Annotated in this window: 22 protein-coding genes and 1 tRNA gene; 10 read left to right on the top strand and 13 right to left on the bottom strand. The window is 60.4% G+C overall.

Features of this window, described 5'->3' with window-relative positions:
• From glgP to ABEA18_RS15570, 6 genes are all read right to left on the bottom strand, one after another.
• Nucleotides 1-1,727: alpha-glucan family phosphorylase (gene glgP / locus ABEA18_RS15595; protein ID WP_345450502.1), on the bottom strand; the 1,727-nt coding region annotated here is incomplete at its 3' end.
• A 621-nt stretch (nucleotides 1,728-2,348) separates the two neighbouring features.
• Nucleotides 2,349-3,356: a LacI family DNA-binding transcriptional regulator gene (locus ABEA18_RS15590; RefSeq protein WP_345450500.1), complete on the bottom strand. Its 1,008-nt coding sequence runs from the start codon at nucleotides 3,354-3,356 to the stop codon at nucleotides 2,349-2,351.
• Nucleotides 3,357-3,509: 153 nt separating this feature from the next.
• Complete coding sequence (locus ABEA18_RS15585; protein WP_345450498.1) at nucleotides 3,510-4,637, bottom strand: substrate-binding domain-containing protein; 1,128 nt, start codon at nucleotides 4,635-4,637, stop codon at nucleotides 3,510-3,512.
• Nucleotides 4,638-4,774: 137 nt separating this feature from the next.
• Nucleotides 4,775-5,704 carry a carbohydrate ABC transporter permease gene (locus tag ABEA18_RS15580; RefSeq protein ID WP_345450496.1) on the bottom strand — a complete coding sequence of 310 codons (930 nt, stop codon included), beginning with the start codon at nucleotides 5,702-5,704 and terminating at the stop codon, nucleotides 4,775-4,777.
• The gene (locus ABEA18_RS15575; protein ID WP_345450494.1) at nucleotides 5,701-6,627 is read right to left on the bottom strand and encodes a carbohydrate ABC transporter permease; all 927 of its coding nucleotides are present in this window, start codon (nucleotides 6,625-6,627) and stop codon (nucleotides 5,701-5,703) included. The genes ABEA18_RS15580 and ABEA18_RS15575 overlap by 4 nt, the downstream gene beginning before the upstream one ends.
• 81 nt (nucleotides 6,628-6,708) lie before the next feature.
• Nucleotides 6,709-7,983 carry an ABC transporter substrate-binding protein gene (locus tag ABEA18_RS15570; RefSeq protein ID WP_345450492.1) on the bottom strand — a complete coding sequence of 425 codons (1,275 nt, stop codon included), beginning with the start codon at nucleotides 7,981-7,983 and terminating at the stop codon, nucleotides 6,709-6,711.
• A 315-nt stretch (nucleotides 7,984-8,298) separates the two neighbouring features.
• Here ABEA18_RS15570 and ABEA18_RS15565 point away from each other — a divergent pair, with 315 nt between their 5' ends.
• From ABEA18_RS15565 to ABEA18_RS15550, 4 genes are all read left to right on the top strand, one after another.
• Nucleotides 8,299-9,306 (top strand): hydroxyacid dehydrogenase, encoded by a 1,008-nt coding sequence (locus tag ABEA18_RS15565; RefSeq protein WP_345450490.1) that lies wholly within the window; start codon nucleotides 8,299-8,301, stop codon nucleotides 9,304-9,306.
• Between the two features lie 79 nt (nucleotides 9,307-9,385).
• On the top strand, nucleotides 9,386-11,743 hold the full coding sequence (locus ABEA18_RS15560; protein WP_345450488.1) for a polysaccharide lyase 8 family protein: 2,358 nt from the start codon (nucleotides 9,386-9,388) through the stop codon (nucleotides 11,741-11,743).
• Nucleotides 11,744-11,785: 42 nt separating this feature from the next.
• Nucleotides 11,786-13,753 carry a hypothetical protein gene (locus tag ABEA18_RS15555; RefSeq protein ID WP_345450486.1) on the top strand — a complete coding sequence of 656 codons (1,968 nt, stop codon included), beginning with the start codon at nucleotides 11,786-11,788 and terminating at the stop codon, nucleotides 13,751-13,753.
• A 228-nt stretch (nucleotides 13,754-13,981) separates the two neighbouring features.
• The gene (locus ABEA18_RS15550) at nucleotides 13,982-14,380 is read left to right on the top strand and encodes a hypothetical protein (RefSeq protein ID WP_345450484.1); all 399 of its coding nucleotides are present in this window, start codon (nucleotides 13,982-13,984) and stop codon (nucleotides 14,378-14,380) included.
• A gap of 3 nt (nucleotides 14,381-14,383) precedes the next feature.
• Here ABEA18_RS15550 and ABEA18_RS15545 read toward each other — a convergent pair whose 3' ends face one another.
• Genes ABEA18_RS15545 through ABEA18_RS15535 form a run of 3 tightly spaced genes read right to left on the bottom strand, consistent with a single transcriptional unit; the run spans nucleotide 14,384 to nucleotide 17,158 of the window.
• Nucleotides 14,384-15,721: a hypothetical protein gene (locus tag ABEA18_RS15545; RefSeq protein WP_345450482.1), complete on the bottom strand. Its 1,338-nt coding sequence runs from the start codon at nucleotides 15,719-15,721 to the stop codon at nucleotides 14,384-14,386.
• Nucleotides 15,718-16,578: a hypothetical protein gene (locus ABEA18_RS15540; protein WP_345450480.1), complete on the bottom strand. Its 861-nt coding sequence runs from the start codon at nucleotides 16,576-16,578 to the stop codon at nucleotides 15,718-15,720. Before ABEA18_RS15540 ends, ABEA18_RS15545 begins: the two co-directional genes overlap by 4 nt.
• Nucleotides 16,544-17,158 carry a hypothetical protein gene (locus tag ABEA18_RS15535; RefSeq protein WP_345450478.1) on the bottom strand — a complete coding sequence of 205 codons (615 nt, stop codon included), beginning with the start codon at nucleotides 17,156-17,158 and terminating at the stop codon, nucleotides 16,544-16,546. The genes ABEA18_RS15540 and ABEA18_RS15535 overlap by 35 nt, the downstream gene beginning before the upstream one ends.
• 21 nt (nucleotides 17,159-17,179) lie before the next feature.
• Here ABEA18_RS15535 and ABEA18_RS24685 point away from each other — a divergent pair, with 21 nt between their 5' ends.
• A complete protein-coding gene (locus ABEA18_RS24685; RefSeq protein ID WP_425550541.1) occupies nucleotides 17,180-17,590 on the top strand; it encodes an HNH endonuclease in 411 nt (136 codons plus the stop codon).
• 1 nt (nucleotide 17,591) lies between these two features.
• Nucleotides 17,592-18,164 (top strand): suppressor of fused domain protein, encoded by a 573-nt coding sequence (locus tag ABEA18_RS15530; protein WP_345450476.1) that lies wholly within the window; start codon nucleotides 17,592-17,594, stop codon nucleotides 18,162-18,164.
• A 197-nt stretch (nucleotides 18,165-18,361) separates the two neighbouring features.
• Here the strand turns inward: ABEA18_RS15530 and ABEA18_RS15525 are convergent, their stop codons facing one another.
• A complete protein-coding gene (locus tag ABEA18_RS15525) occupies nucleotides 18,362-19,051 on the bottom strand; it encodes a recombinase family protein (RefSeq protein ID WP_345450474.1) in 690 nt (229 codons plus the stop codon).
• 133 nt (nucleotides 19,052-19,184) lie between these two features.
• Between ABEA18_RS15525 and ABEA18_RS15520 the strand changes: the two genes are divergently transcribed.
• The 3 genes from ABEA18_RS15520 to ABEA18_RS15510 all read left to right on the top strand — a co-directional run bounded on the left by ABEA18_RS15520 (nucleotide 19,185) and on the right by ABEA18_RS15510 (nucleotide 22,061).
• Complete coding sequence (locus ABEA18_RS15520; protein WP_345450472.1) at nucleotides 19,185-19,700, top strand: NUDIX domain-containing protein; 516 nt, start codon at nucleotides 19,185-19,187, stop codon at nucleotides 19,698-19,700.
• 128 nt (nucleotides 19,701-19,828) lie between these two features.
• Nucleotides 19,829-20,587 carry a tyrosine-protein phosphatase gene (locus tag ABEA18_RS15515; RefSeq protein ID WP_345450470.1) on the top strand — a complete coding sequence of 253 codons (759 nt, stop codon included), beginning with the start codon at nucleotides 19,829-19,831 and terminating at the stop codon, nucleotides 20,585-20,587.
• A gap of 127 nt (nucleotides 20,588-20,714) precedes the next feature.
• Complete coding sequence (locus tag ABEA18_RS15510) at nucleotides 20,715-22,061, top strand: MFS transporter (protein ID WP_345450467.1); 1,347 nt, start codon at nucleotides 20,715-20,717, stop codon at nucleotides 22,059-22,061.
• Nucleotides 22,062-22,102: 41 nt separating this feature from the next.
• On the opposite strand, the gene ABEA18_RS15505 is transcribed toward ABEA18_RS15510, so the two are convergent.
• Nucleotides 22,103-22,612: a GNAT family N-acetyltransferase gene (locus ABEA18_RS15505; RefSeq protein WP_345450465.1), complete on the bottom strand. Its 510-nt coding sequence runs from the start codon at nucleotides 22,610-22,612 to the stop codon at nucleotides 22,103-22,105.
• 47 nt (nucleotides 22,613-22,659) lie between these two features.
• Here ABEA18_RS15505 and ABEA18_RS15500 point away from each other — a divergent pair, with 47 nt between their 5' ends.
• Nucleotides 22,660-22,962: a hypothetical protein gene (locus ABEA18_RS15500; RefSeq protein WP_345450463.1), complete on the top strand. Its 303-nt coding sequence runs from the start codon at nucleotides 22,660-22,662 to the stop codon at nucleotides 22,960-22,962.
• Nucleotides 22,963-23,126: 164 nt separating this feature from the next.
• Here the strand turns inward: ABEA18_RS15500 and ABEA18_RS15495 are convergent.
• Together ABEA18_RS15495 and rsfS are read right to left on the bottom strand one after the other, a co-directional pair.
• A tRNA-Ala gene (locus ABEA18_RS15495) sits at nucleotides 23,127-23,202 on the bottom strand.
• Between the two features lie 142 nt (nucleotides 23,203-23,344).
• Nucleotides 23,345-23,743 carry a ribosome silencing factor gene (gene rsfS / locus ABEA18_RS15490; protein ID WP_059389355.1) on the bottom strand — a complete coding sequence of 133 codons (399 nt, stop codon included), beginning with the start codon at nucleotides 23,741-23,743 and terminating at the stop codon, nucleotides 23,345-23,347.
• Nucleotides 23,744-23,794 lie beyond the last annotated feature (51 nt).

Genomic DNA, 23,794 nt, shown 5'->3' with positions numbered 1-23,794 from the left:
TTGGGCAGGAACACGATCCGGTGCCTCACGGCGGGGTCGTCGGTGAACTTCACCAGGTCCTGGATCATCTTCTTGCCGGCGTCATCGGCCGGGTGGGACTTGCCGGCGATGACCAGCTGGATGGGGTGCTTCGGGTGCAGCAGCAGCGCCTTGAGCCTTGCCGGGTCCCGGAGCATCAGGGTCAGGCGCTTGTAGGTGGGCACGCGCCGGGCGAAACCGATCGTGAGCACGTCCGGGTCCAGCACGGCGTCCGTCCAGCCCAGCTCCGCATCGGCCGCCCCACGCTTCTTCCACGAAGATCGCAGGCGCTTGCGTACGTCGTCAACCAAAGCAGAACGCAACTCGCCTCGCAGGGCCCAAAGTTCGGCATCGCTTACGTCGTAGATCTTGTCCCAGCCGGTGGCATCCACGTCAGTGCTGCCGAAGTACTTTGCGGCGAGCCGGCTCATTTTCGGATCGATCCAGGTGGGTACGTGGACGCCGTTGGTGACGGAGGTGATGGGGATTTCGGAGTGGTCGAAGCCTGGCCAGAGCCCGGAGAACATCTCGCGGGAGACCACGCCGTGGAGTTTGGCCACGCCGTTGGCCCGCTGCGCCAGGCGCAGGCCCATGACGGCCATGTTGAAGACCGCGGGGTTGCCGCCGTCGTAGTTTTCCCGGCCCAGGTCCAGGACCTTTTCCACCGGGACGTCCGGGGCCAGGCCGGCGTCGAAGAAGTGCCTGATCTGCACGGCCTCGAAACGGTCGATGCCGGCCGGCACGGGGGTGTGGGTGGTGAACACCGTGGACGCGCGCCCGGCGGCGAGGGCTTCGGACCAGCTCAGCGGGGCCTCGGAGGACATGAGCTCCTGGATGCGTTCGATGCCCAGGAACCCGGCGTGGCCTTCGTTGGTGTGGAACACTTCCGGGGCCGGGGTGCCGGTGAGGCGCTGGTAGACGCGCAGCGCCTTCACCCCGCCCATGCCCAGCAGCAGCTCCTGCTGCAGGCGGTGGTCACCGCCGCCGCCGTAGAGGCGGTCCGTGATCCCGCGCGCGGCGTCGTCGTTGGCCGGAACGTTCGAATCGAGCAGCAGCAGCGGCACGCGCCCGACGTCGGCACGCCAGATGTGCGCCCGCAGCGTCCGGTCACCCGGCAGTGGAAGCGTGACTAGAGCCGGCGAACCGTCTTGCTCACGCAGCATTGTCAGTGGCAGGCCGTCCGGGTCCAGGACGGGGTAGGTCTCTTGTTGCCATGCGTCCCGGGACAGGGACTGCTTGAAGTAGCCCGCCTGGTACAGCAGTCCGACGCCGATCAGCGGCACGCCCAGGTCCGAAGCGGCCTTCAAATGGTCCCCGGCCAGGATCCCCAGGCCGCCCGAATACTGCGGAAGCACCTCGGTGATGCCGAACTCAGGCGAGAAATACGCGATGCACGCCGGAGCATCCTGACCCAGGCCCTGGTACCAGCGCGGCTCGCTCAGGTACCGGTCCAGGTCCGCCGCCGCCTGCTGGACACGCTCGACGACGGCGCCATCTGCGGCGAGCTCCTGCAGTTCCTCGCGACTGACCAAGCCCAGGAAGGTCATGGGGTCACGCTCGCTTTGTTCCCAGGCCTCGGCGTTCAGCGCGGAGAACAGTTCGCGTGTCGGCAAATGCCAGGACCAGCGCAGGTTCTTCGCCAATCGTGCGAGCGGGGCGATTGCTTCCGGCAGAACCGTTCGTACCGTGAACCGTCGAATCGCTTTCACTTCCGGCCACCTTCGAACGCGGACTGGGCCGGTTTGGTCGACGTTTCCATGCGGGTTACCTCCAAGAGGTTGTTGTGATGATTGGGGAGATGTTGGCTAGGGGTGGGACCACCGCGGGGCCGGGTGGGGAGGCCTCTGCGGGCACAACCGGCACAGGGCAAGCGCTTACATGCTATGCGCGGGCACCATTGGCCTCGCAGGCGCGCGGTCCCGGAACTCAGAAGCAGGCAGCGGTCTCCAGGTTCCGTCCACGCACTATTCCGGGGCCTTGAACGCCGGAGAACAAGGGGACGCGGTTGCTCGTGGACCCGCGGCGGAAGCCGGGGAATTCCCGTTCCGGTTTGCGTGACATCAACCGCATCGTCAATTCGGAGGATTGGTACCGAATGATTCCAAGCACGACTTACTTCCTTAGTCTCCGGGAACACTGATCGGTGACCATCCCCCAAGTTGTATCCGGAGGAATTTCATCGCCGTTCGTCGACGCGCCTTGTCGACGCGGGTCGATGGCTCGACAGTAGTTGGCGGCGCGACGGTGTGTCAAATGTCACAATCACGTGCGATAAGAGCGCGTAATGAATGCCTCGAATTGGCGGACTGCACCAGAACGGCGAGGCGGTTCTACGGCTGGGTTGTCCGTGCCACGGCAGTGCTTCCGCGCAGCGTCAGCACCGGTTCAGCGAGCCACTGCACGGCATCCGCGCCGTCACTCTTGAGGCGCCGCGTAAGGAATTGTGCCGCCTGACGCCCCATGACGCTCGGTTCGGCGGACGCCGTCGTCAGGGCGGGCATGAAGCGCTCCGCGGAGCCGGCACTGGTGTTGATCGCGACAATGGAGAGAGACTCGGGGACTCGCCAACCGTGGGCCGCCGCCGCACCCAGAAGGCCGGCTGTAGCCGCTTCGTTGATCATCACGAGCCCGGTTGTTTCCGGAGATTCTTCCAGGATCTGCCCGAACACCTCGCGACCACCGGCAAGTGAGCTCGTGGCTGGGTACAGCCGAGCGCTGACCCCGTGGCTCGACGCGGCAGCTGCCACGGCATCCCAAGATCGGACCATCGGGCCGTATCCGGTGTCCAGGGACTCCCGCGAATGCGTCACAAGACCGATCTCCGTGTGCCCCAGGCTGACGAGGTGGGACACAGCCAACTCCCCCATCGCTTCGAAATCTGCGTCCACGAATGTCAGGCCATCAGCATTCGTTGGCCGTCCGATCGTGACGAAGGGAACACCGGTTTCCAGCAGGACAGGAATCCGTTCGTCGAATGACCTGACTTCCATCAGGAGGATTCCATCTACGAGGCCCTGGGCCACGATCCGCTGCATCTCACCCAGGTCGTCGGGGTCCATTGGCCACAGAAGGAGATGGTATCCGTCAGCGCGCGCTTGCTCGGCAGCACCTTGGACGTACTCGAATTCCGTGGTGTTCATGCCTTGCTCCCCGACCGGAAAAATCAAGGAGACGATGCCGGTACGTTTGCCGGCCAAACCCTGGGCGAGCAGGTTCGGCGTATAGCCAAGGTCGGACATGGCCTGCAGGATGCGCTCCCGCGTTTCGGGCGCAATCGGCCGGACACCACTGAGCGCATAGGACACAGTGCTTCGGGAAACGCCAGCTACCCGCGCCACATCGGCCATAGTTACCAAGGACTATCCCCCTGTATTGTCGGTGACTGCTCGGCGATGGGCCCGCGAATGACCACTACCCTCCGGGCGTTGATGCCTCATAGTAAACCGTAATCGGTTGGCAAAGTGGTGGAGGCATGCTGACGGCCTTGCGATTCAGCCATGCTGCGGAGGCGCGGTGGACCTACGATGGATGTATTGGGGAAGAAGCCCTATGTGCCGCGGTGGTGCGGCGGTGGTGCCTGCTTCCAATCGTTCAGCGCACAATTTCACTGCTTGGCGCCCTACTTCGCGCTTTGGCGGGGACACTGCGTCCAGGGGTGGGTCAGCTAGGGCTGCAATTTCATCGTCATAGGCGACGATGGAAAGATCTGTGGGTATCCTGAGTCCTCGGGCTAGGGCAATTTGCGCAAAAAGGAGAGCCATCTCGTCGGAATGGACAAGAACGGCTGTGGTTCCGTGTGCCAGACACCAGTCGAGGGCGTCGTGGAGTTGCTTCGTTCGTTCCTCGTCCCAGACGAGTGAAGGCACAAGGAACGTGCGGCAACGGTCGGGATGAAACCACTTTTGGGCGCGCTCAAAGCCTGAAGCCAGACCTGGTGTCGTGGGGCTGTGCGCCCCAGCGATTAGGGCTGCACCCATGTGGCCAAGGTCGGCAAGGTGCTTCAGTCCTTCGGCGGCTCCAACGGCATGATCGGAGTAAACCACGTCAAGTCTTTGGAGATCGGCGTTCCTTTCCATGAGGACGGCCGGAATGTTCAGGCCGGACAGCACGTCATATGTAGTGCCATCCTCGGAGGCGTGTACCGAAGGGGCGATGATGAGACCTTTGGCTCCGATCGCAATGAGTCGCTCGACTTGTTTGCGCTCGCGTTCTCCGGAATAGCCAGATACTGCAAGGACGAGCCTGAATCCCAGAGAATTGGCCATCTCCTCTGCTCCGGCGATGACTCCCGCATAGTAGTACGCTGCCCCCGGGACGATCAGTCCGATGATTTCGTCATCCCGTTTCGGAGATCGTTCCGTGAACACCCCGGCGCTCGGCGCCTCTGCTCCAGAATGGTTTGGACCGGCGTGTGGAACGCTTAGCGGACGCAGCGGATCTCCCACAAATACCGCGCCGCCGTGGATCCTCTTCGCGACACCGCGTTCCTGAAGCACATTCAGGTCTCGGCGGATGCTGATTACCGATGTTCCCAGAGCCTTCGCCAACCAATTCACGTTGGCTTTGCCATGCAAACGGAGTTCCCGTTCAATGGCTGCGTACCGGTCCTTTGCCCTCACCTAACCTCCGAAGGAATTACCAAGTGTGCCGATTGCTGACCCAGAGTTTGAGCTGATGCTACAGTTCCTGATCGTTTGCCGGGGCGCATTTGGTTGGAACGGGGTGATCCGCGGCCGCCCGCATCGGTGGATCATGGTCATTTGAGGGCTCCTGACCCTATGCCTGCTTTCCAGAATCTCTGGAGGGAAGCGAAGAGCACCACGACCGGGATGAGGGTGACGAGGGAACCGATGACCACCAAGTGCGCGAATTCAGGATCTGCCCCCACACGGCTGTGCCAGGAGTAGATGCCCAGGGCGGCCGGAAAGAGGTTGGAATCGCTGAGCATGACCAACGGTAGGAAGAAGTTGTTCCAGCTCGCACTGAAGGACATGAGGAAGACCGTGACGATTCCCGGCTTCATCAACGGGGCTGCAATTTTGAGAAAAATCCTTAACTCCCCTGCTCCGTCCAGCCGCGCCGCTTCGATCATTTCCTTGGGCACGTAGCTTGAGCTGAAGATCCGCGCAATATATACGCCGAATGGGCTGGCTATGCCGGGGAGGAACACTCCCCAAAACGTATTGACAAGCCCGACGCCGGACGCCATGAGATACAAGGGCATGGTGGTGACCGCAGCCGGAACCAGAACCCCCACCAGGACAAACCCGTACCAGCGCTCTTTGCCAGGAAAGTCGAACTTGTCGAAAGCGTGGCCGGCCAAGAAAGATACTGCGACGGATGCGCAGGACCCAAGGCCTGCGTAGGCAAAGGTATTGAGCAGCCACCGAAAGTATGTGCCGCCCTCCCAGGTGAAGAGCTCGACCAGGTTGTCCACCAGGTTCAAGTTTGCAAAGGTGAAGCCGGGGGTGCCGTAGAGGTCCGGGGTGTTCTTTGTTGCTGCGATCAGCAGCCATGTCAGTGGAAGGAGAGTGTAGAGGCAGAAGAGCACCAGCACGAGATTGACGACCGTCTTCGACGACCAGTTCATGCCGCGGTGCGGCCGCCGCGCTGAATCCCGCCCCTGCTGCCGTGGTGGGGTTCGCCGCGCTTGTGGCGTTTGCGTGGTGACGGTGGTGGGAGTCATGAATTCACCTTTGAGCCGAGTTTAGTGACAGCCCAGGAAAGTCCTCCGATGAGCACAGCAAACATCAGCGAGGTGGCTGCTGCGTACCCAAAGTCGTGCCGGTCGAAGGCCGTCTGAAAGATGAACATGTTTGGTGTCCAGCCGCCGTCGATGGCCCTCGAGAGCGACTTGAGGAGGAGTGGCTCCGCAAATAGCTGCATGGCTCCGACGACCGTGAACAAAGTGGCCACCGTGACTGCGCCTGAGATCATGCGCGCTTTGATGGCAAGGGCTATCCGGACAGCGCCGGCACCATCGACGGTCGCGGCTTCGAGGATATCCTCCGGTACGGCTTGCAGTGCGGCGTAGAAGAGAATGACGTTGTACCCGGTGTGAAGCCATATGGCGAGATTGGACAGGGAGAACAGTGCGGCCATTTGGCTTCCCAAGTCCCACGTCGCCCCGGTTGTTTCAAAGACATCGACCAAGGGGCTGATGCCTGGGGTGTACAGGTACATCCAGATGATTGCGGCTATGAGTCCTGGGACGATGTTCGGCAGGTAGAAGGTCAATCGGAAGAACGATTTCGCCCGAGCCGCCGCGGAATCCAGGAGGAGCGCAATGACCAACGCCGAACCGATCATGACCGGGATGTATAGCAAGCAGTACATGGCGATGTTCAGGAACCCTGAAAGGAAGCCGGCATCCTGAATGGCGCGTAGATAATTTGCCGGGCCGACGAATGCCTTCGTCGCCCCGCCAAAGCCCAGCCCACTGGTCTTCTCCGTAAAGAGACTGAGAAAACCGGAATAGGCAACGGGAGCGATGGTAAAAGAAATGAACAGCACAAAGAACGGGGCAAGAAACAGGAGAGCGTGCGTGCCCGATCTGCGTCGTAGACGGCGGGCGGCCTTGCTTTGGGTGGGCGTGGTGGCGGTTAGCATTGAATTTCCCTTCGGAAGGCGCATCTTCCGGTGTGCCTTGGCGTGGCTGCCTACCATCGGATCTGCAGCCACGCGGAGTGATTATCTTACGGAGATGCCACGGTTCTTCAGGTCGGACACCGTTGCCTGCTGCGCGGGGCCAAACATATCCGCAAACTTGGATGCGCCGCTTTCCACCTTGGTGCTCTCGTCTTCGAGTTTTGCAGCCGTGGTGGCGTAGGCAGGGCTCCACACCCAGCCTTCCGGCACGGCGGCCATGCCCTTCGTCGCAACATCGTAGATGTTCTGGCCACCGAAGAAATCCGTCTTGAAGGCTTCTGCTGCAGCCGTGCGAGCTTTTTCATTCACAGGGAAGACACTGGACGAACCGCCGGCAACGCGTGCCTTGATCCCATCGGGGTTGGTCGTCATCCACTTGATAAATTTCATCCCGGCATCGGCCTTTGAACTGTTCTTCGAAAGGCCGAACGTCGATCCGCCATAGAGGGCAGCCGACGGCTTCGACGTCGGAGACGGCAGGGGCGCAACGCGCCACTTGCCGGACTGATCTGCGAAGCTGGCCTGCAGACCGGCTGCGTACCAGGATCCGCTGATGACGGACAGGATCTTGCCGGAGGCCTGCTTCTGTTTCAAGACCGGACCTTTGTCGCTCCAGACGAGATTGGCGTCCAGCAGATCTTGCTGAACCTTGAACGCCTCCCGGGTCTCCGGGGTGTCGATGTTGATCTTCCAGTTATCTGCCTCTAGAGAAGCCCACTTGGCGCCGTTCTGCCAAGCCAGTGCAGCATAGAGCACGGAGTCGCCGGCAGCGCTTGCGCCAATCCGCACCTCCGGGTCTGCAGCTGCTACTTTTTTGGCCGCGGCCTTGTACTCCTCCCACGTCACCGGCACGGCAATGCCGTACTTTTCAAAAAGATCTGCCCGGTAATAAAGCTGCAGGACGCCTGCATCCAACGGCACCGCCCAAGTCGAGCCCCCGAAATTCACCAATGACTGAATGAATGGAGGGTAACTGTCCTTGACTAGGGCTCCGGCTTCCTTGCTGATGTCCTTAAGGACCCCCTGGCTTGCCATCTCCGTGACCCTCGTGTACTCAACCGTGACCACATCCGGAGCATTTCCAGCCTTCACCTGGTTCGTCAGTTGGGTGTAGTTATCCCCGGCGCTCGCCACCTCCTTGAATGTAACGTGCACCTCGTTCTGCGCGCTGTTGTAGGCATCTACTACCTGTTTCGATCCCCTCAACCAGGAAGAGAACGTAATTTCCGTCGTCTCTTTCGGTGCAGTGTCAGTAGTTCCGCCAGCGGAGGAGCAACCGGCCACGACTACGGCTGTAAGCATCCCGACGGCAATCATGAGTGCTCTGCGACATTTTCGCATAGTGACCCCTTTCGATGTGTCCCTAATCACACCCATGTTGATCGGGAAAGAATGAACGGGTCAAGCAGAAACGATCAAACGATCATGCTGGACCTGCCTAGGCTGGCGGGTAAATTCCTTGAACTTCAGGGCAACCTTTTGGACCGTTTGATCGTTTGAGGTTGACCCCTTCGGTGCCCGTCACCACCATGTAGTTGGGACGCGAAGGACATGTCAGGAAGCAGCCAGAATTGCCGCATTGTCGCTTTCACGCGGGCATATCCGGCACGGACAAGGAGCACTCAATTACCCATGAACGAATTCGCGACCATTAAGCGGCCGAAGGCCGCCTTGGCCATGCACCCACATCTCCCGGACCGTTTGTTTTCCCGGCAAGTACGGCACGACCTTGACGCCATGCTGCAGCTTCATCCGATTCCCATTACCCAGGAGATCGCGACCGATGCGGACCTGGAAGAACTCGAACTGCTTATTGGTGGGTGGGGATGCCCGCTACTCGACGAACGGACGCTGTCCAGAATGCCCCAGTTGCGCGCGGTGATCTACACAGCCGGCTCCGTCAAGGGATTTGCGACCGACGAACTCTTTCGCCGCGGCATCGCCGTTACCTCAGGAGTGGACTTCAACGCACTCCCTGTGGCCGAATACACCCTCGCAGCCATTCTCATGTCGGGCAAGCGAGTATTCGAACTGGCCGGCGTGTACCGAACAACAAAGCAGTTCAGGCCTTTTGAAGAGGAGCCGGATTACTGGGGGAATTACGGTCTCAAAGTAGGCATCGTCGGTGCCTCACGAATCGGACGACGCGTCATCGAGCTCCTTGCACCTTTCGATGTGGACCCAGTGTTCTACGACCCTTTCGTCACTCACGAAATTGTCGGCGCACGGCCCGTGACCTTGGATAAGCTGCTTCGCACGAGCGACGTCGTCAGTCTTCATGCGCCAGCCATCCCTGAAACCTTCCACATGATCGACTCCGCCGCTCTCTCGTTGATGCGCTCAGGCACAACGCTGATCAATACCGCACGGGGAAGCTTGGTGGACTCCGATGCACTTTTGGCCGAACTGGATTCGGGACGCCTCAACGCCGTCCTTGACGTCACTGACCCAGATCCGCTTCCCAGGCATTCACCCCTGTTCGAAGCCCCCAACCTGCTTCTCACGCCCCATATTTCCGGTTCACAGGGCAATGAACTGCGCCGCCTCGGGGACGCAGCGTTCCGCGAAGTCAGCCGGTTCGTTGCCGAAAGGCCGTTGCTTGGCACGGTCAAACCCGAAATCCTGTCCTACTCGGCTTAGCAAGCCCAGCATCCTTATGCTTTCTCCCTCGTAACCGGGCTGGACTATTCGATCCCAACCACTAACAAGGAGTGTTACCGTGTCTCAACTAAATGTCTCCCGACGCAATCTCCTCCGCGGAACCGGAACCCTGGCCCTGGCGGTTGCTTTGGGCAGCGCCTTCGCCCCGATCGCGAACGCCGCTCCGGACGCGGACCTCGAGATGCTCCGGCAACGCTGGGTGGACCAGCTGACCGGTCGGATAGTGATAACGACGACGGACCAGGACTTCGTCGGCGCCTTGACCCGTCTGGACAGCGCGGTAGATCGCTCGCGATCCTTGCTTGTCACCGTTGGCTCCAGGACCAGGATCTTCACCGATGCCGACCTCAGCGCGGATCCAAAGATCACCACTACGTACCAGCGCCTGGCGCAGATGGCCACAGCCTGGGCCACGCCGGGCTCCAGGCATCAAGGCAGCTCCACGGTGCTGGCCGAAATCCTAGCCGGGCTTGAAGACGGTGACCGGCTTGTTTACAACGCCAGTCAGCAGGAATTCGGGAACTGGTGGAACTGGGAGATCGGCACACCAAATGCCCTCGCGGACGCACTGGCAGTAGTCCGGGAGCATGTCAGCGAAGCGCAGGTGGCCAAGTACTGCGGGGCGATAGACCATTTCATCCCGGACCCAACGCTTCAGTTCCCGGACAGTCGCGGCAAGGTGATCTCCGAGGGCGCCAACCGTGTGGACATCTGCCGGGCAATCATCATCCGGTCCATAGTAGGTGGGGACACGGCCCGGCTGCAGGCGGCGATCACAGCGCTCAGCCCGACCTGGCAATACGTCACCAAGGGCGACGGCTTCTATGCAGACGGTTCCTTCATCCAGCACTTCAAGCTGGGATACACGGGTACGTACGGCGTCGTCCTGCTCAATGGGCTTGCCCGGCTGTTCTCCCTGCTGGGACCATCGGCCTACCCTGTTTCGGACCCTTCCCGCAGCATCCTATTCGATGTTGTCGAACGTTCCTTTGCCCCGTTCATCCACGACGGATTGATGATGGACTCAGTACGCGGACGGGCGATCTCCCGAGCCGATTCACGTGGATTTGACGATGGCATCGCGGCCATCGAGGCAATTCTCTGGCTGGCCCGCGGTGTCGATGCCGCGATGTCCGCGCGTTGGCGCTCCCTTTGCCTTGGCTGGCTTCACCGCAACACTGTCACTCGTCCCTTGAATTGGGCCAGCATCACCCGCGTCGCCCTGATCAAAGAGCTCTTCGCCACAACAACCGTGGCCGAGCCGGAACCAACGGGCCACACATATTTCCCAGCCATGGACCGCTCAGTGTTCCGGGGCGACGGGTGGGTTACAGCGCTGGGGCTGTCCAGCCGCCGCATAGCGTGGTACGAATGCGGAAACGGTGAGAACAATACCGGCTACCACACCGGCTCCGGACTGCTCTACCTCTACGGTGCCGATGCAGGACACTGGGACGACAACTTTTGGCCAACCGCCAACCTCAACCGCCTGCCCGGTATCACAGCGGACACCACCCCGCTGCCGCCCAAAGTCGAGGGCGAATGGGCTTCGAGGGCTCCCGCCAACGAATGGACCGGCGGCGTATCCCGGGACGGCTTTGGTGCCGTCGGCTTCCATCTCGTGGGACCGGGAGGGACAGGACTGAGCGCGCGAAAGTCCTGGTTCTTCACGCCCGAGATGGTGTTGGCCCTTGGCTCGGACATCCACACCAGCAGCGGAGCCCGCGTGGAGAGCGTGGTGGAGCATCGGAACCTCGGTGCAACCGGTGGAAGGAAGATCAGCGTCGACGGAGCAGTGCTGCCAGCGTCATCCGGCGCTCCATCAGTCCACCCAGCCGCGCGCTGGGCTCACGTCGAAGGCGTCGGCGGCTACCTGCTTCTGGGCTCCGAGCCGCTGACAGTCCAGCGGGAGCGACGCTCGGGTGCCTGGCGGGACGTCAACAGCAACGGCCCTACCCAGATCCTCGATAGGGAGTACGCCACGATGGTCATCGACCATGGTGCGGCGCCGGCGGGAGCGTCCTACGCCTACGCCCTCATGCCCGGCGCAACTCCGGAGCAGACAGCTACGTGGACTGCGCCGCAAGTACTCCGCAACGATGCGAAAGCCCAGGGCGCGAGGATCGGCAAACTACTGGCCGCATCTTTCTGGCAGCCAGCTCAGGTGGGAGAACTCGCTTCTGACAAAGCCGCCGTCGTCTTGTGCTGGCAGTCACCGGGGGTCGCCAAGCTCGCGGTGTCGGATCCGACGGGATCTGCCGCTGAGGTAGTTCTGATCCTCGCCGGAACCAAATTCACGCGCGTGAATTCTGCAGCGAGGGTCCAACTGGAGCGCGACGCAACAGGGACGCTCACGCTGCGGGTGCCTACCGCCGGACGCGCAGGATCCAGCGTGAACTTCGAACTGCTCCCATAGCACCTGCTTCACATCAATTCCGGCTGAACAATAGGAGAAATTGTGAATGACTCAAGTCACCCGCACGCCGCGACTCTGGACGGCGAAGGCCGGGAATCCGGAGTTTCCCGACGAACGCTGATGCTCGGCGGCGCCGCGCTCGGGCTCCTCGGTCCGGCCTTGTTTCCCGGCTCCGCTCAAGCAAGCCAGGAGACCGCCTCGGTGCCTAGGGCGAACCTGCTGGACACGACCACCGAGGCCGTCTACCAGACCTCGTTCGAGGACTCGGACGTCGGGTGGGTATCGGACTACACCGCCTACGACTCGACACAACACCGCACCGGCAATGCGTCGCTGCGCTACACCCGGGCATACAGCACCACCTATGTCTTTGCCGGCAAAAAGATCCCAGGGACCACCGACGCGTTCGTTCCCGTCTCGGCCTCGGTGTGGGTAAAGACCGCCGGCATGCAAAACGGCGGGGCGTCGGTCTGCGTGGAATGGTACGCCGAAGACGGCACCTTCCTCACCGGCGGCTACACCGGCACAACCCAATCCACCGAGTGGGTCCAGCTGACCGTGCCGCCACAGGCGGCACCGGCCGGAGCCGCCTACATGAAGGCCATCTTCTTCCTCAGCCGCGGCGCCACCGGAACGGCCTGGTATGACGACCTCACCATCATCAAATACACAGCGCGCCTCCTGCGTGCGACCCTCGCGGCCCCGGCCTATCGCGGCCTGCTCATCCCCGGCGAACACCAGGAAATCGACCTTCGGATCGGAGTTTTCCCCCCGTCAGGAAGCCCCGCCACCGACTACCAAATACAGGTCGAACTCAGCGACGCCGCCGGCAAGCGCGTCGACACCAAATCCTTCAAGGGCTCGTCCCAGCTGAGGTACACCAGCCCGGTCTCGAGGCTGCGCGACGGGTCCTACCAACTGCGGGTGAGCGCGCGCACCCGAGACGGTGCCACCGCGTCCGAGAAGACGTTCCCCCTCCGGAAGCTCCGTATGGATGAGGTGCCAACGAGCTATCTCGACTCGCACGGAAGGGTTCGGCGCAACGGCGAGCTGTACTTCCCAATCGGAGCGTACAACGGGCCGACCACCGTGCAGAACCTCGACGATCTCAGATACGCGGGGTTCACCACGGTTCTGTCCTACCACGTACCGTCCCCGCAAATCCTCAACGAGACCCAAGCGCGCGGGATGACGACCCTGTTCAATGATCAGAATGCCGACGCCAACCAGATCAACCAGTACAAAGGCCACCCCTCGCTCCTGGGCTGGTACATCAACGACGAGACCCCCGCCGACAGCCAGGCCGGCCGCCTCCGTCCGCGATATACGTCGGTTACTGACAACGATCCCAACCACCCGAGCTACTCGGTCGACTACCGCGTGTGGGCCGGTGACGACGCCCAGTATGTCACCGACGCCTTCGGAACGGACCCTTACCCGATCTTCGGCAAGCCGACCGACATCCCCCGCCGTGTCTTCACCCACACCGAAGCAACCGTGCGGGAGTTGCCCAACACTGCGATCTGGCCGGTCATCCAACTGCACAACCTCGGCAACTACAAGCACTTCGGAATGCGTCCGCCGAACCTGGCCGAGGTCCGGAGCATGTCGTGGCAGGCCATCGTGGCCGGTGCGACCGGACTGCTGTACTACTCCCGATTCGACATCGAGAACGACGTCAGTGGTGTCCCGTACCGCACGCTACTGGACAACGCGAAGACGGTCGTGGCCCAGATCCGGGAGCTCTCGCCGGTCATCCTCTCCACAGAACGAGCGTCATCGATCCGGGTCGCTGGCGATGATGAGCTGCGGTGGACCACGCGACGCTTTGGTAACCGTGATTACCTATTCATGGTCAACCTGTCCGAAGAAGCCCGCACGGTCTCATTCGCCGGGCGGGGAAACGATCCGGTGCAGGTGCTCTACGAACGCCGGAACCTCGTTAAGACAAAGGGCAGGTACAACGACGACATCGAAGGACTCGGCGTGCGGCTCTTCCAGATATCGTGATCTAGCCCGACAGGCCGATCGCCGAGCCAAGTCGTCGGGACTCGCACAGGCGCACCGCGCGGCCCGGCGACACACAAAAGGGAACCACCAGATCTGGTGGTTCCCTTTGGTAAAAACTGAGGCCCTACCCGAAACATGAACCACATCCACGTTCCAAGTAAGACCTCTACGGTGGGCGTCCTACAAGCCTATTCGAAACAAAGTAGCGGGTCCGTCAAGCTTCGTTCCTTGATAGACACCCTCCGGGCCAGACCTGAGGTGGTGCGAGAGGAACCGCCTATCCCCCGCCACTTCACCCACCTCAGTGCCGAACAAACCAAGGCACTGGCTGAGGACTACCGGGCAGGGATGCGGGTCAAGGAGCTGGCCGCCAAGTACGGGATCAGCCGAGAGACTATTAGCAAGCATCTCCGCCGCCACGGCATCGCGCCACGCAAGGTCGGTCTGGACGCGCAGCAGATCAAGGAAGCAGTCAGGCTCTACGAACAAGGTGACTCACTGGCGACGATTGGCAAGCGGATGGGTGTGACTGCTCATACGGTGCGGTCACGGTTGATTGAGGCGGGCGTGAAGATGCGGAGTTCGTATGAGCATTTACTCAGCGATACCCGTGACAGAAAAGTCTGAAAATTAGGACTGGATGTCGTCTGCAGTTCGCCATTCAAGCGAAGATTCTGATTTGGTGGCGTTGGTCCAGTCTTCATTAAGGCTACTAGGGAAAGTTCTCGGTGGCTCAGGTCCGTCAAACTGCCACTGCGAATCGAGATCACTGGTCCCTCCGACACCGAAGTACCAGCCACCGATAGTCCGACGCCATGCGTACCAAGCCTGTTTGTCTTTACGTACCTTCATCTCAACGGAAGGATCGAGCGTCACCTTGCGCAGGTGGTAATCGCTATACACCAGATCGAGATCAGCCTGAAAGTGTCCGTGCCGGTTTCGGTGCTGCCCCATCTGGCTATAGAACAGTTGCGTCAGCGCCTGTTTGGTCGCGCTGAACTCGCGTCTGTCCAGTTGTCGGCCCTGGTCGTCGACACCTTTGACACCAGCAAAATCCTTGAGTCGCTTTTGATGGGTACGTTGAGCCGCAACCTTCTCTCGGTCCGCCTCTCGATAGGCCCTCATGGTCTTTAGTGCATCCCGGAAGGTGGCCACCTTGGCAACATCCACCCTCCACCTGCCAATGAAAGACGATGCAAGATGTGCGCTGAAGTGCAGACCAAGCACCACTGCCAGCCTGACGCGAAGCGGTAGCTTAACTTGGTCGTTGAAGGTCGTGAGCGACCGGAGAATCATCTCGCAACTCATGTAAAACGCCAGGAAGTAGATAAGCAGCAAGAGAAGCAGCGGCAACCAGACAGACAACGCAAAGGTCGACACCATCTTCGGGACCTCGGCGGGATCCCAGGCATTCGCCAGCGCGACAGCCGTTTGGATGATCAGCCACAAAACGATACCGGCGATGATCACATTCGCGACCGTACCTACACGACGTGAGGCCTGCTCCTTCTGATGCGCCGCAAACGCAGCCATGATCCCGAGGAAGCCAAGCACGATCTGAAGCGGAATTTCACCCCAAATCGGCAGCGAGTACAGGCCCAGATAGAACACGAGGAAAGCTGAGACTCCAAGTGTTTCCTTGATCGCTTGCCGAACAAGAACCGTGCCCGATGCCACCTTATTAGCCCTGAAGACCATAGGAAGGCCAGTGAAAATAATAATAATTGCCGTGTCTTTCAAGAGGGCGTTATTCCAAAACCCTAGCTCCCACGCGCCAAACACGACCAGTATCGCGTAAGCGAAGTAGATTCCAAGGACGATAAGAATGGGTCGAACGAAGAATGACCATAATACATCACGCAAGGCGGGCCCAACGCTCGTCCGTATCTTTGGCGCCAAGAAGAGAATGGCGATTACGCCGATAGTCACGATGATCGATGCTATTTCCCTGTTCGTAAATTCAATCACACAGTATTCCTTGATAGCCGCCTGGGATTAGCCAGCTCGGCGAGATCTTCTAGCGCTGCGAGCAGGACCTTCTGGGCAATCTGCGCGGTGATCAATCTCGGTTCGAAACCCTCCGAGATTTGCTGTCGTGGGTGAATATAGTTCCGGAATTTACGGACGTGATCGGCATGGCTCATTACGTCCTCCCTCAGGATTCCAAGCGCACGGGACACGACAATCAGCTCGGCAAGTGTCCAGGATTCAAGTGGCTTGACCTTGCCTTTCAGGGTGGGTGCCGCCGAAGACGTCGTGTACTCGGACGCATGAGATTTTGCCAACTCTGCCAAAAGCCCTTCAAGAGTGCTGCCGACGAGGAAGATGACCGCCAGTGGCGCATCCGCCTTCAAGCACTTGTCGATCTCCACAAGGCGTGCTCGAACGACATCCTGGGTGCTCAGTTCGACCGGAAGCGAGCTAATCTGCCACTCCCCTAAGTCGCGAGCCAGAAATGCGAGATCAGCCGCTGACTCTTCAGTAGGACCTGTCTGGAACTGGCTCTCCAGTTCCAGGGCGATCTGTTGCTCTGAGGGTGTCGGCTCAACACCACCGAGGAGGTTGCTGAGGCGCCAATGCTCGAGTAATTCCAAGTCGAGCTTAGCCACATCAGCCGATGACTCCTTATTCCAAATTCCACGCAGGATGTTGGCCTTCGAGCCCACGTACCGGCTGTACGGATCAAAAGAAAGAGAGTTCCCAACAAACTGTTTGAACGTCTGATTCGTAAAATCGAGCACATAGCCCGACGACATGCCGAACAACTTCTCGAGCTTCAGAATGTCGCCGTTACTTAGATTGGCCATCAGCCCCTTGTCCTTCATCAATCTTAATCCACGCCACACGGAGCTTAGCCATGGACTCAGCACTACCGAGCTGTCGGAACTGATTGTTCAACGAGACGACTTCCATGCGGGCAACGCTTGATCCAAAATTCGTGAGGGTCGACTCGCTCACCTTAACTTTGCTTCCATAGGCAAGGACATAGACCCGCGGCTGATCGAACAGCTTCAAGAAGTCAGCCTCGGAGATGGTCGTTCGCCCCCAGTTCACGAGCCGTGCATGATGCGCCTTCAACTTGGCAAGTGATCCCACCCGCAGATCGTTCTCGATGATCTGAGCCGAGTTGATGATCTGTGATCGGACATCGCGGACTTTGACGTCAAAGTCACGCTTCACATGGACAACATATGTGTTGGTTCCACCTGATACGAGGCCATCAAAGAGCTCAACGTTGTCGGTCAGGACGCGGTCACCATTGATAAAGACGTCGGCCTCGACGGATGTCTCGTTGTATGTTCCCTCTGAATCAGCCAGGCCGCGGCAGCAGCAGCCGCAGCGGCCGCAGCAGAAGCAGCACGACGCGCCGCTCTTGCAGCGCAAGCAGCAGCCCAGATCGCCCAAGCGGCCGCAGCGAACCTGCGAATGAACAACGAAAACGCTGCGGACAACCAAGCAGCAGCAGGATCAGCCGGAGCGACAGGAGGGGCCAGCGGGGCCGGTGGCGACCCCGAGAACCCTTTCAAACGGAGTAAATTCTCGAGAGCGAACAAAGCGACAACAGAAGCTGCCAAGGCAAAAACCGAAGTTTGCCCGTATTGTGGGGAGCGGCCTCCTAGCACGCTTGACCACATCAAAGCCTTGAAGGATATCTGGGAGTCAGGCGGCAAGGAGATGACACGAGAGGTGAGGTCGCGCCTCGCTAACGACCTCAGGAACCTTATAGGCGCGTGCAAATCCTGCAACTCCGCAAAGCAATCCTCCGAGCTTGGGCCCGGTGTGGGGCAGTGGTGGCCGAAAGCATGGAATGACTGGTGGCCGTTTGGAGGACCATAAGATGGACAGCGTAGATGCAGTTGATGCCCACTATCGAAAGTGTGTAGGTGGCGAGCCGGAGTACATGAGGTTCGCCCAGGACCGAGGACTAATTGGGTTACTTGAGTGGCCTAAAGGATCGTCCAAGATTGGGCTGCACATATATGCCACCTTTGGTCTTCATGCGCTGGTGCATGGGAGTCCGTCCCATGGGCTAGGCCATGGTTTCGAGATTTTTGCCGCCGTCGACGCCGGAACCGACGAGTTCAGGAGTGCCCTGGCAATGATGGCCAATGATCTAGTCACGGACCAGACCGTCGTGCAACCGGGAGAAACGGTCACCTACGAGAACTCACACATTATCGAGGGTCTGCAATTCACGTCCTGGTTGATGCTGGAGAGCTATGACAACCTCATACCTGACTTATCGCTGTCCGATGGCGGACACGTTGTATTCCTGTACGCGACACCCATATTCCGCGAGGAAGCACAGTACCTCCGGGAGAACGGGCTCGAAGCACTTTTTGATGTGTGGGAAAAAGATAACCCACGACTCGAGGACCTTGGCCGGGGCGTTCCCCCGTCCCTCCGCTAGCGAGGGGCGGATGGGGCGTGCCTTAAAGCTTGAATGAGCTGGGCTAGGTCTACCTGGCACTGAGTGATAGTGAATCTGCTCCAACCATGCTGAGCATCTCGGCCGCATGTCTCGCATGCGTGGCAGCATCCGAGTCCCTCTGCGGAGATCAGCGAAAATCCTGCTGCGCTTCCGCGCCGGCTCTGGCACATTCGGGCTCAGCCTTTGTGGCAGCTGGCCCTAAGTTGCTTCAAATCCGGAATGTGGTTGTACAGAGTACCTGGGCTCACGCCGAGTAGCTTGGCGATAGATATGATGCTGGATTCGGGGTTGGGCAGCATGTCCCTGGCGGCACGGATGATGTCCGGCGTGGCGACGCTGGGCCGTCCGCCGACACGGCCCCGCGCCCTCGCTGCGGCAAGGCCTTCATGAGTTCCGGCGACGATCAGTTCCCGGATGAATTCGGCCAACGCAGCGAAGACGTGGAAAACAAGCCTGCCGCCCGGGGTCGTGGTGTCGAGGTTTTCGTGCAGCGAAGTGAATCCGACGCCAAGACTTCTTAGCCGACCCACGGTGGTGATGAGATCCTGGAGCGACCGTGAGAGCCGGTCGAGGGACGGCACCACAAAGGTGTCACCTGCTTCCAGAAAGCGCAGGCAGGAAACGAGCTCCGGCCGTTCGCCGTCCCGTCCGGACTTCTTCTCGACAAAAATGCGTCGACACCCGGCAGCCTTGAGCGCGTCGATCTGCCGCTCAAGGTTCTGCCCTCCGGTGGACACCCGGGCGTTATCCGACCAATGCCATGCCGAGAAATGTACCGTGGACGCGCCTGAGAGTACATAGCTCTCGGACACGGCCCATGGAACACGACACGCCGCGATTCCCGAGTTGGCCAGCGAGTGTTCCATGGACGGCCGTTTGTGAGACAGATCGAAAAGTCGGCGGATCACTGACCGATCAGAAGCTTTGGACCTTCGGGTGGTCGGCGACGATCAATGGCGTGAATAGCCCAGTGACGACCACTCAAAGTAAGGGTCTGGTTTGGCCAACCTCAGTGGAGATCGTTGTGCCTACATTTGCCGCGCGAACCAATCGACAGGCATCGCTCACACAGCAGAAGAAGGACTCCTGACCTGGTTCCAGTCCGAATGGCTAGTGGACCCGCGCCCGCTGGCAGCCGATGTGTGGGTGTTCTCACCGGACTTCCAACGCATACTCGTCGTTCAGCACCGCTGGCGCGGCCTCGTACCTCCCGGCGGACGAGTGGAACCCGGCGAGACGCCGCGCGAGGGCGCAATTCGCGAACTCGCGGAAGAGACAGGCGTTGAACTCCTTATTGCCGAACGCCCGGCTTTCGCAGCTGCCCGCTCATACCGCTCAGACTGGACAGCGACACTGAACTTGTCTTACTGGACGACCGCCGACCCCGCAACGGAACTCCTGCCGGAGGTTGGCCAACCCGCGCGCTGGGTCGACGTCCGCTCTGACTGGCGAACGTTCCACAAACCGGATGCGGCTGTGATCGCCCGGTTTGCAGAACAACAGAGCACCTATTGACGGCTACGGCTTTTTGCCGCATTGAATGGAGGCATTTGCATTGATTCGCCGTCCACTCGGCGGCCAATCCAGAGACAGCGGATATTTGGTGACAGGCGGCCCAGCTCCCGCTTGTTTTACTTGGGGGCATGGAACCATCAGATGGCAGCGACCGCGTCCTGCAAGCCGACGGGCTGGTCAACGCCCGCGATCTCGGTGGACTCAGGCGCGCGGATGGAACCTTCACACCGCGCGGGGTGTTTTTCCGAAGCGAAAACGTCGACTGGCTTACCCCGGCGGGATGGCAACACCTCTACGACGCCGGGATCCGCACCATCGTTGACCTCCGCCAACAACGCGAGCGTGACACGGACACCCAGGAGCGTCCCGGCTGGCTCACCACGATCCATGTCGATCTCGACGGCCTTGAGAACACCGAGTTCTGGGCGGACTACTGGGACAACGGGCTGGTGGGCACCGCACTCTATTTCCTACCCCACCTCGCGGCAATGCCCGAACGAGCAGGCGCGGCTCTGTCCTCGATCGTGAACGCTCCATCAGGCGGGGTCTTGTTCCATTGCATGGGAGGCAGGGACAGGACCGGGATAATTGCCATGCTGCTGCTCTCAGCGATTGACGTCCGGGATGAGGCCATCGTGGATGACTACCTTGAAACAGTAAGGCTAGGCGATTTGCGAGCCGCCAGTAGCAACCGGAATAATGTCGAGCCCCTGCTCAACGAACTCTGCGAACGCCACGGCACTACCACCGAAGAGGCCTTCCGCGCAGCGTTGGACGGTCTTGACCTCGACAGGTTCATCGAAGAAGCAGGGCTCAGCCACAACGACGTCGCCGCACTCGCCACCTGGCGCGGTAACGTCGACAACGGTGGCGCAGCGGCCATTTGAAGCCACGATTTCCCGCCAGGCTTACGGACACTTTGCCGTCCCCGCCGGCGTCACTGTTTCTCTATGCTCCCGATGTCCGGCATCGTCACCGCTAGGCTCTAAGCCTACGAGGTGATTGGGGGGGAACATGGGAATCTCTGACGACGGCGATTCGGCAATGGAGTCGAGGCTTCGCCGCTCTCCGGCGTTTGTCCGGTTCTGGCTGGCCTCGACGGTGTCCGATTTCGGCACCTACATAACGACCCTAGCGTTGTCCGTTCTGATTCTTGTGACGATGAACGGCACACCGTTGGACCAGGGCCTGGTCAATGCGGCCAGGTGGACCCCGTATCTGCTCTTCGGTTTGGTTGCCGGAGTCTGGATTGACCGATTCCCTCGCCGAACGGTACTCATCGGCGGAGACCTCGGCCGTGGCCTGATCCTTACCGGCGTATGCGTCAAGGCAGTAACAGGGGCACTCTCGGTTCCGACGCTGATAATCCTGATGTTCACCTTTGGAACCCTCGCACTGACCAGTGACGCCGCGTACCAGAGCTTCATCCCCCAACTGGTCCCCAGATCTCTACTGATCAAGGCAAACGCCCGACTCCAGCAAAGCGACACCGTGGCCCAAACAACGGGAAGCGCCGTAGCCGGCGGTCTGGTCGCCTTCGTGACCGCCCCTATCGCTCTGCTTGTGGATGCTGCCTCATTCTTCTTCTCGGCAGCGGTGCTCCTTACCCTGGAACGACCATCCGGCCAGCCGCCGGTTCGAAGCAAACAAAGGCTTCGCCATAAGGTCGGGGAGGGTCTGCGCTGGGTTTACGGCCATACCCATCTGGCGCCCTTGGCGTGGAGTACCCACATCTGGTTCATCGGCTCCGCCATCCTCGGTGCTGTCTTGCCGACGGTGATCCTGAATAACCTTCGTTTGGGTGCCCTGGGGTTGGGTTTGGTGATTGGGTGTTCCGGAATCGGGGCCGTCATCGGCACCACACTGTCCACCCGGCTCGGGCATCGGTGGGGTACAGGCAACGCAATTGTGGCTGCACGCCTGGCCCAACCCTTTGCCATCGCGTTGGTGGCATTGGCGCCCCTCGCTGCCGGTGGGGCCCATGCCGGAGAGACCTACGGTTCTCCGCTGCACTGGCCGGAAGAGTTGTGGGCTGCATTTGCCCTGGCCGCCTTCGGGCAGCTGCTGTTCGGCATGGCCATGGGAGTCGAAGGGCCACTGGAAATGGGGTACCAGCAGGCTGTGACGCCGGACAGGCTCATAGCCCGCATGAGTGCCACGAGGCGTTCACTCAACCGGGGAATGATCGTCATCGGAGCCCCCTTGGGCGGCCTTATAGCCACCGTCGCGGGTACCGATACGGCCCTTTGGGCGGCCGCCGTCTTCCTGCTTCTGGCCTCCCTGGTGCTTCTGTTCTCAAGGTTCAGGGAGGCATGGATAGAAGTCCACCAACTTTCCGACGAAGAAGCACTCATTCCCTAGACGGTGGCCACGAACTCTCTCGGTGCCCGATAAGTCGATCGCTATGAGGGCCTGACGGTGTAGCGTCCGACTTCTCCCCGGTCGGTCGTGACGATTCGGTCTAGAACGCCTCCGCAGCGTTCGATAGTCTTCACCGAGGGAGTGTTGTCCATAAAACAGCTCAGCAGCACTCTATTCATACTGCGGGCCTTCGCCAGGCAAAGCATTTCCCGGAGCGCGGCAGCGGCAAGGCCGCGGCCTCTAGCGGACGGCCGGAGGCCATAGCCCACGTGTCCCAGCACGTCCATCTCCTGCACAGATTCGTGGCGCAGAGCGATTCCGCCGAGGACCTCCCCGTCCTCGACTATCCACCGAAAGGTGCCGCCATCGTCGCCAGGCGACACTTCCTTGGCTAAGAGCCGATCGACAAACATACGGAGTCCTTCCGACGATCGGACATCGTCGGTCTCCACCAAACCGAAACCATCCTCGTGGATCCCGGGGCCCCACTCCTCGTGCGCCTCTAGCCATGCCGCATGCAGGGCAACCGAAGGACGGACGAGCAAAGACATAGTCCAACGCTACCCGGCGGTGCGCGATCCGCGAACGAACATTAGGGGTGACATTTAACGGCGCGAAAAGCCCGCCACTTATCGCTGCGATTCACAGGACCATCCCACGGGACAAAGTCCGCGAACGGCTCCGCGACATCGCCGCGCAACGGGAAAAACTGAGTGAGCGAATGGAGGCCGTCGCTGAAGACCTCGGAGACGGCGTCACCCTCATCGACGAGTGCCTCAAGCTCCTTGAGGACCCCAGGAACTCTACAAACGCTGCACCGATGAACAACGCCGCGCTCTCAGCAAGGCACTGTTCGTCAAACTCCTCATCCAGGAAGACACCATCACCGGCCACCACCTGAACGAACCTTTCGCCGAGCTGCACACCCTCCAGCGCGTGCAGAACCTGATCGCTGCCGGCATCAAGGGCCCGGACAAGATCCGCAAACACACCCAAAGCGATCCACGCCAAGAACGCTGGAGAAAACGAAAGAGCCACCCCAACGGGGCGGCTCTTTTGACTCTATGGTGGAGCTGAGGGGACTCGAACCCCTGACCCCCTGCATGCCATGCAGGTGCGCTACCAGCTGCGCCACAGCCCCATATCCTTGCTGCTTCACGAGCCGTGAACTGGTTGGAAATCCCCTCCAGTTTTCGGATTCCTCCGAAGCAACTCAAATATCTTAGAACAGTATTTCCGAAAATTCCAAATCGGGCATATTCAGTTGGTTGGTGCCTTAAAGCCTAGGATTCCTCGACGGCGGGAGCCTTCGCCGAGGCGTCGTCACCGAGTTCCAGATCCACTACCGGGCAGTCTTTCCACAGGCGTTCCAGGGCGTAGAAGACCCTGTCCTCGGAGTGCTGGACGTGCACCACGATGTCGGCGTAGTCCAACAGAACCCAGCGGCCTTCCGACCGCCCTTCGCGGCGGACCGGGCGCAGATCCTGCTTGAGCAGTTCTTCCTCGATGCCGTCGACGATGGCGTTGACCTGGCGCTCGGTGGGAGCCGAGGCGATCAGGAAGACGTCGGTCAGGGCCAGACGTTCGCTGACGTCCAAGGCGATGATGTCCTCGGCGAGCTTGTCCGCTGCCGCGCGGGCGGCGTGGCGGGCCAAGAGGACGGATTGTTCATGTGCAGTCACGGGACTCCTTGTATGCGGCTTCAGGAATGAACGAAGCCTGTTTGGTGGCAA

The organism is Arthrobacter gyeryongensis, from assembly GCF_039543785.1.
GTDB classification, from domain to species: domain Bacteria; phylum Actinomycetota; class Actinomycetes; order Actinomycetales; family Micrococcaceae; genus Arthrobacter; species Arthrobacter gyeryongensis.
Note: the sequence above shows the minus strand (reverse complement) of the source record. Positions and strands in the feature narration are given on the sequence as shown.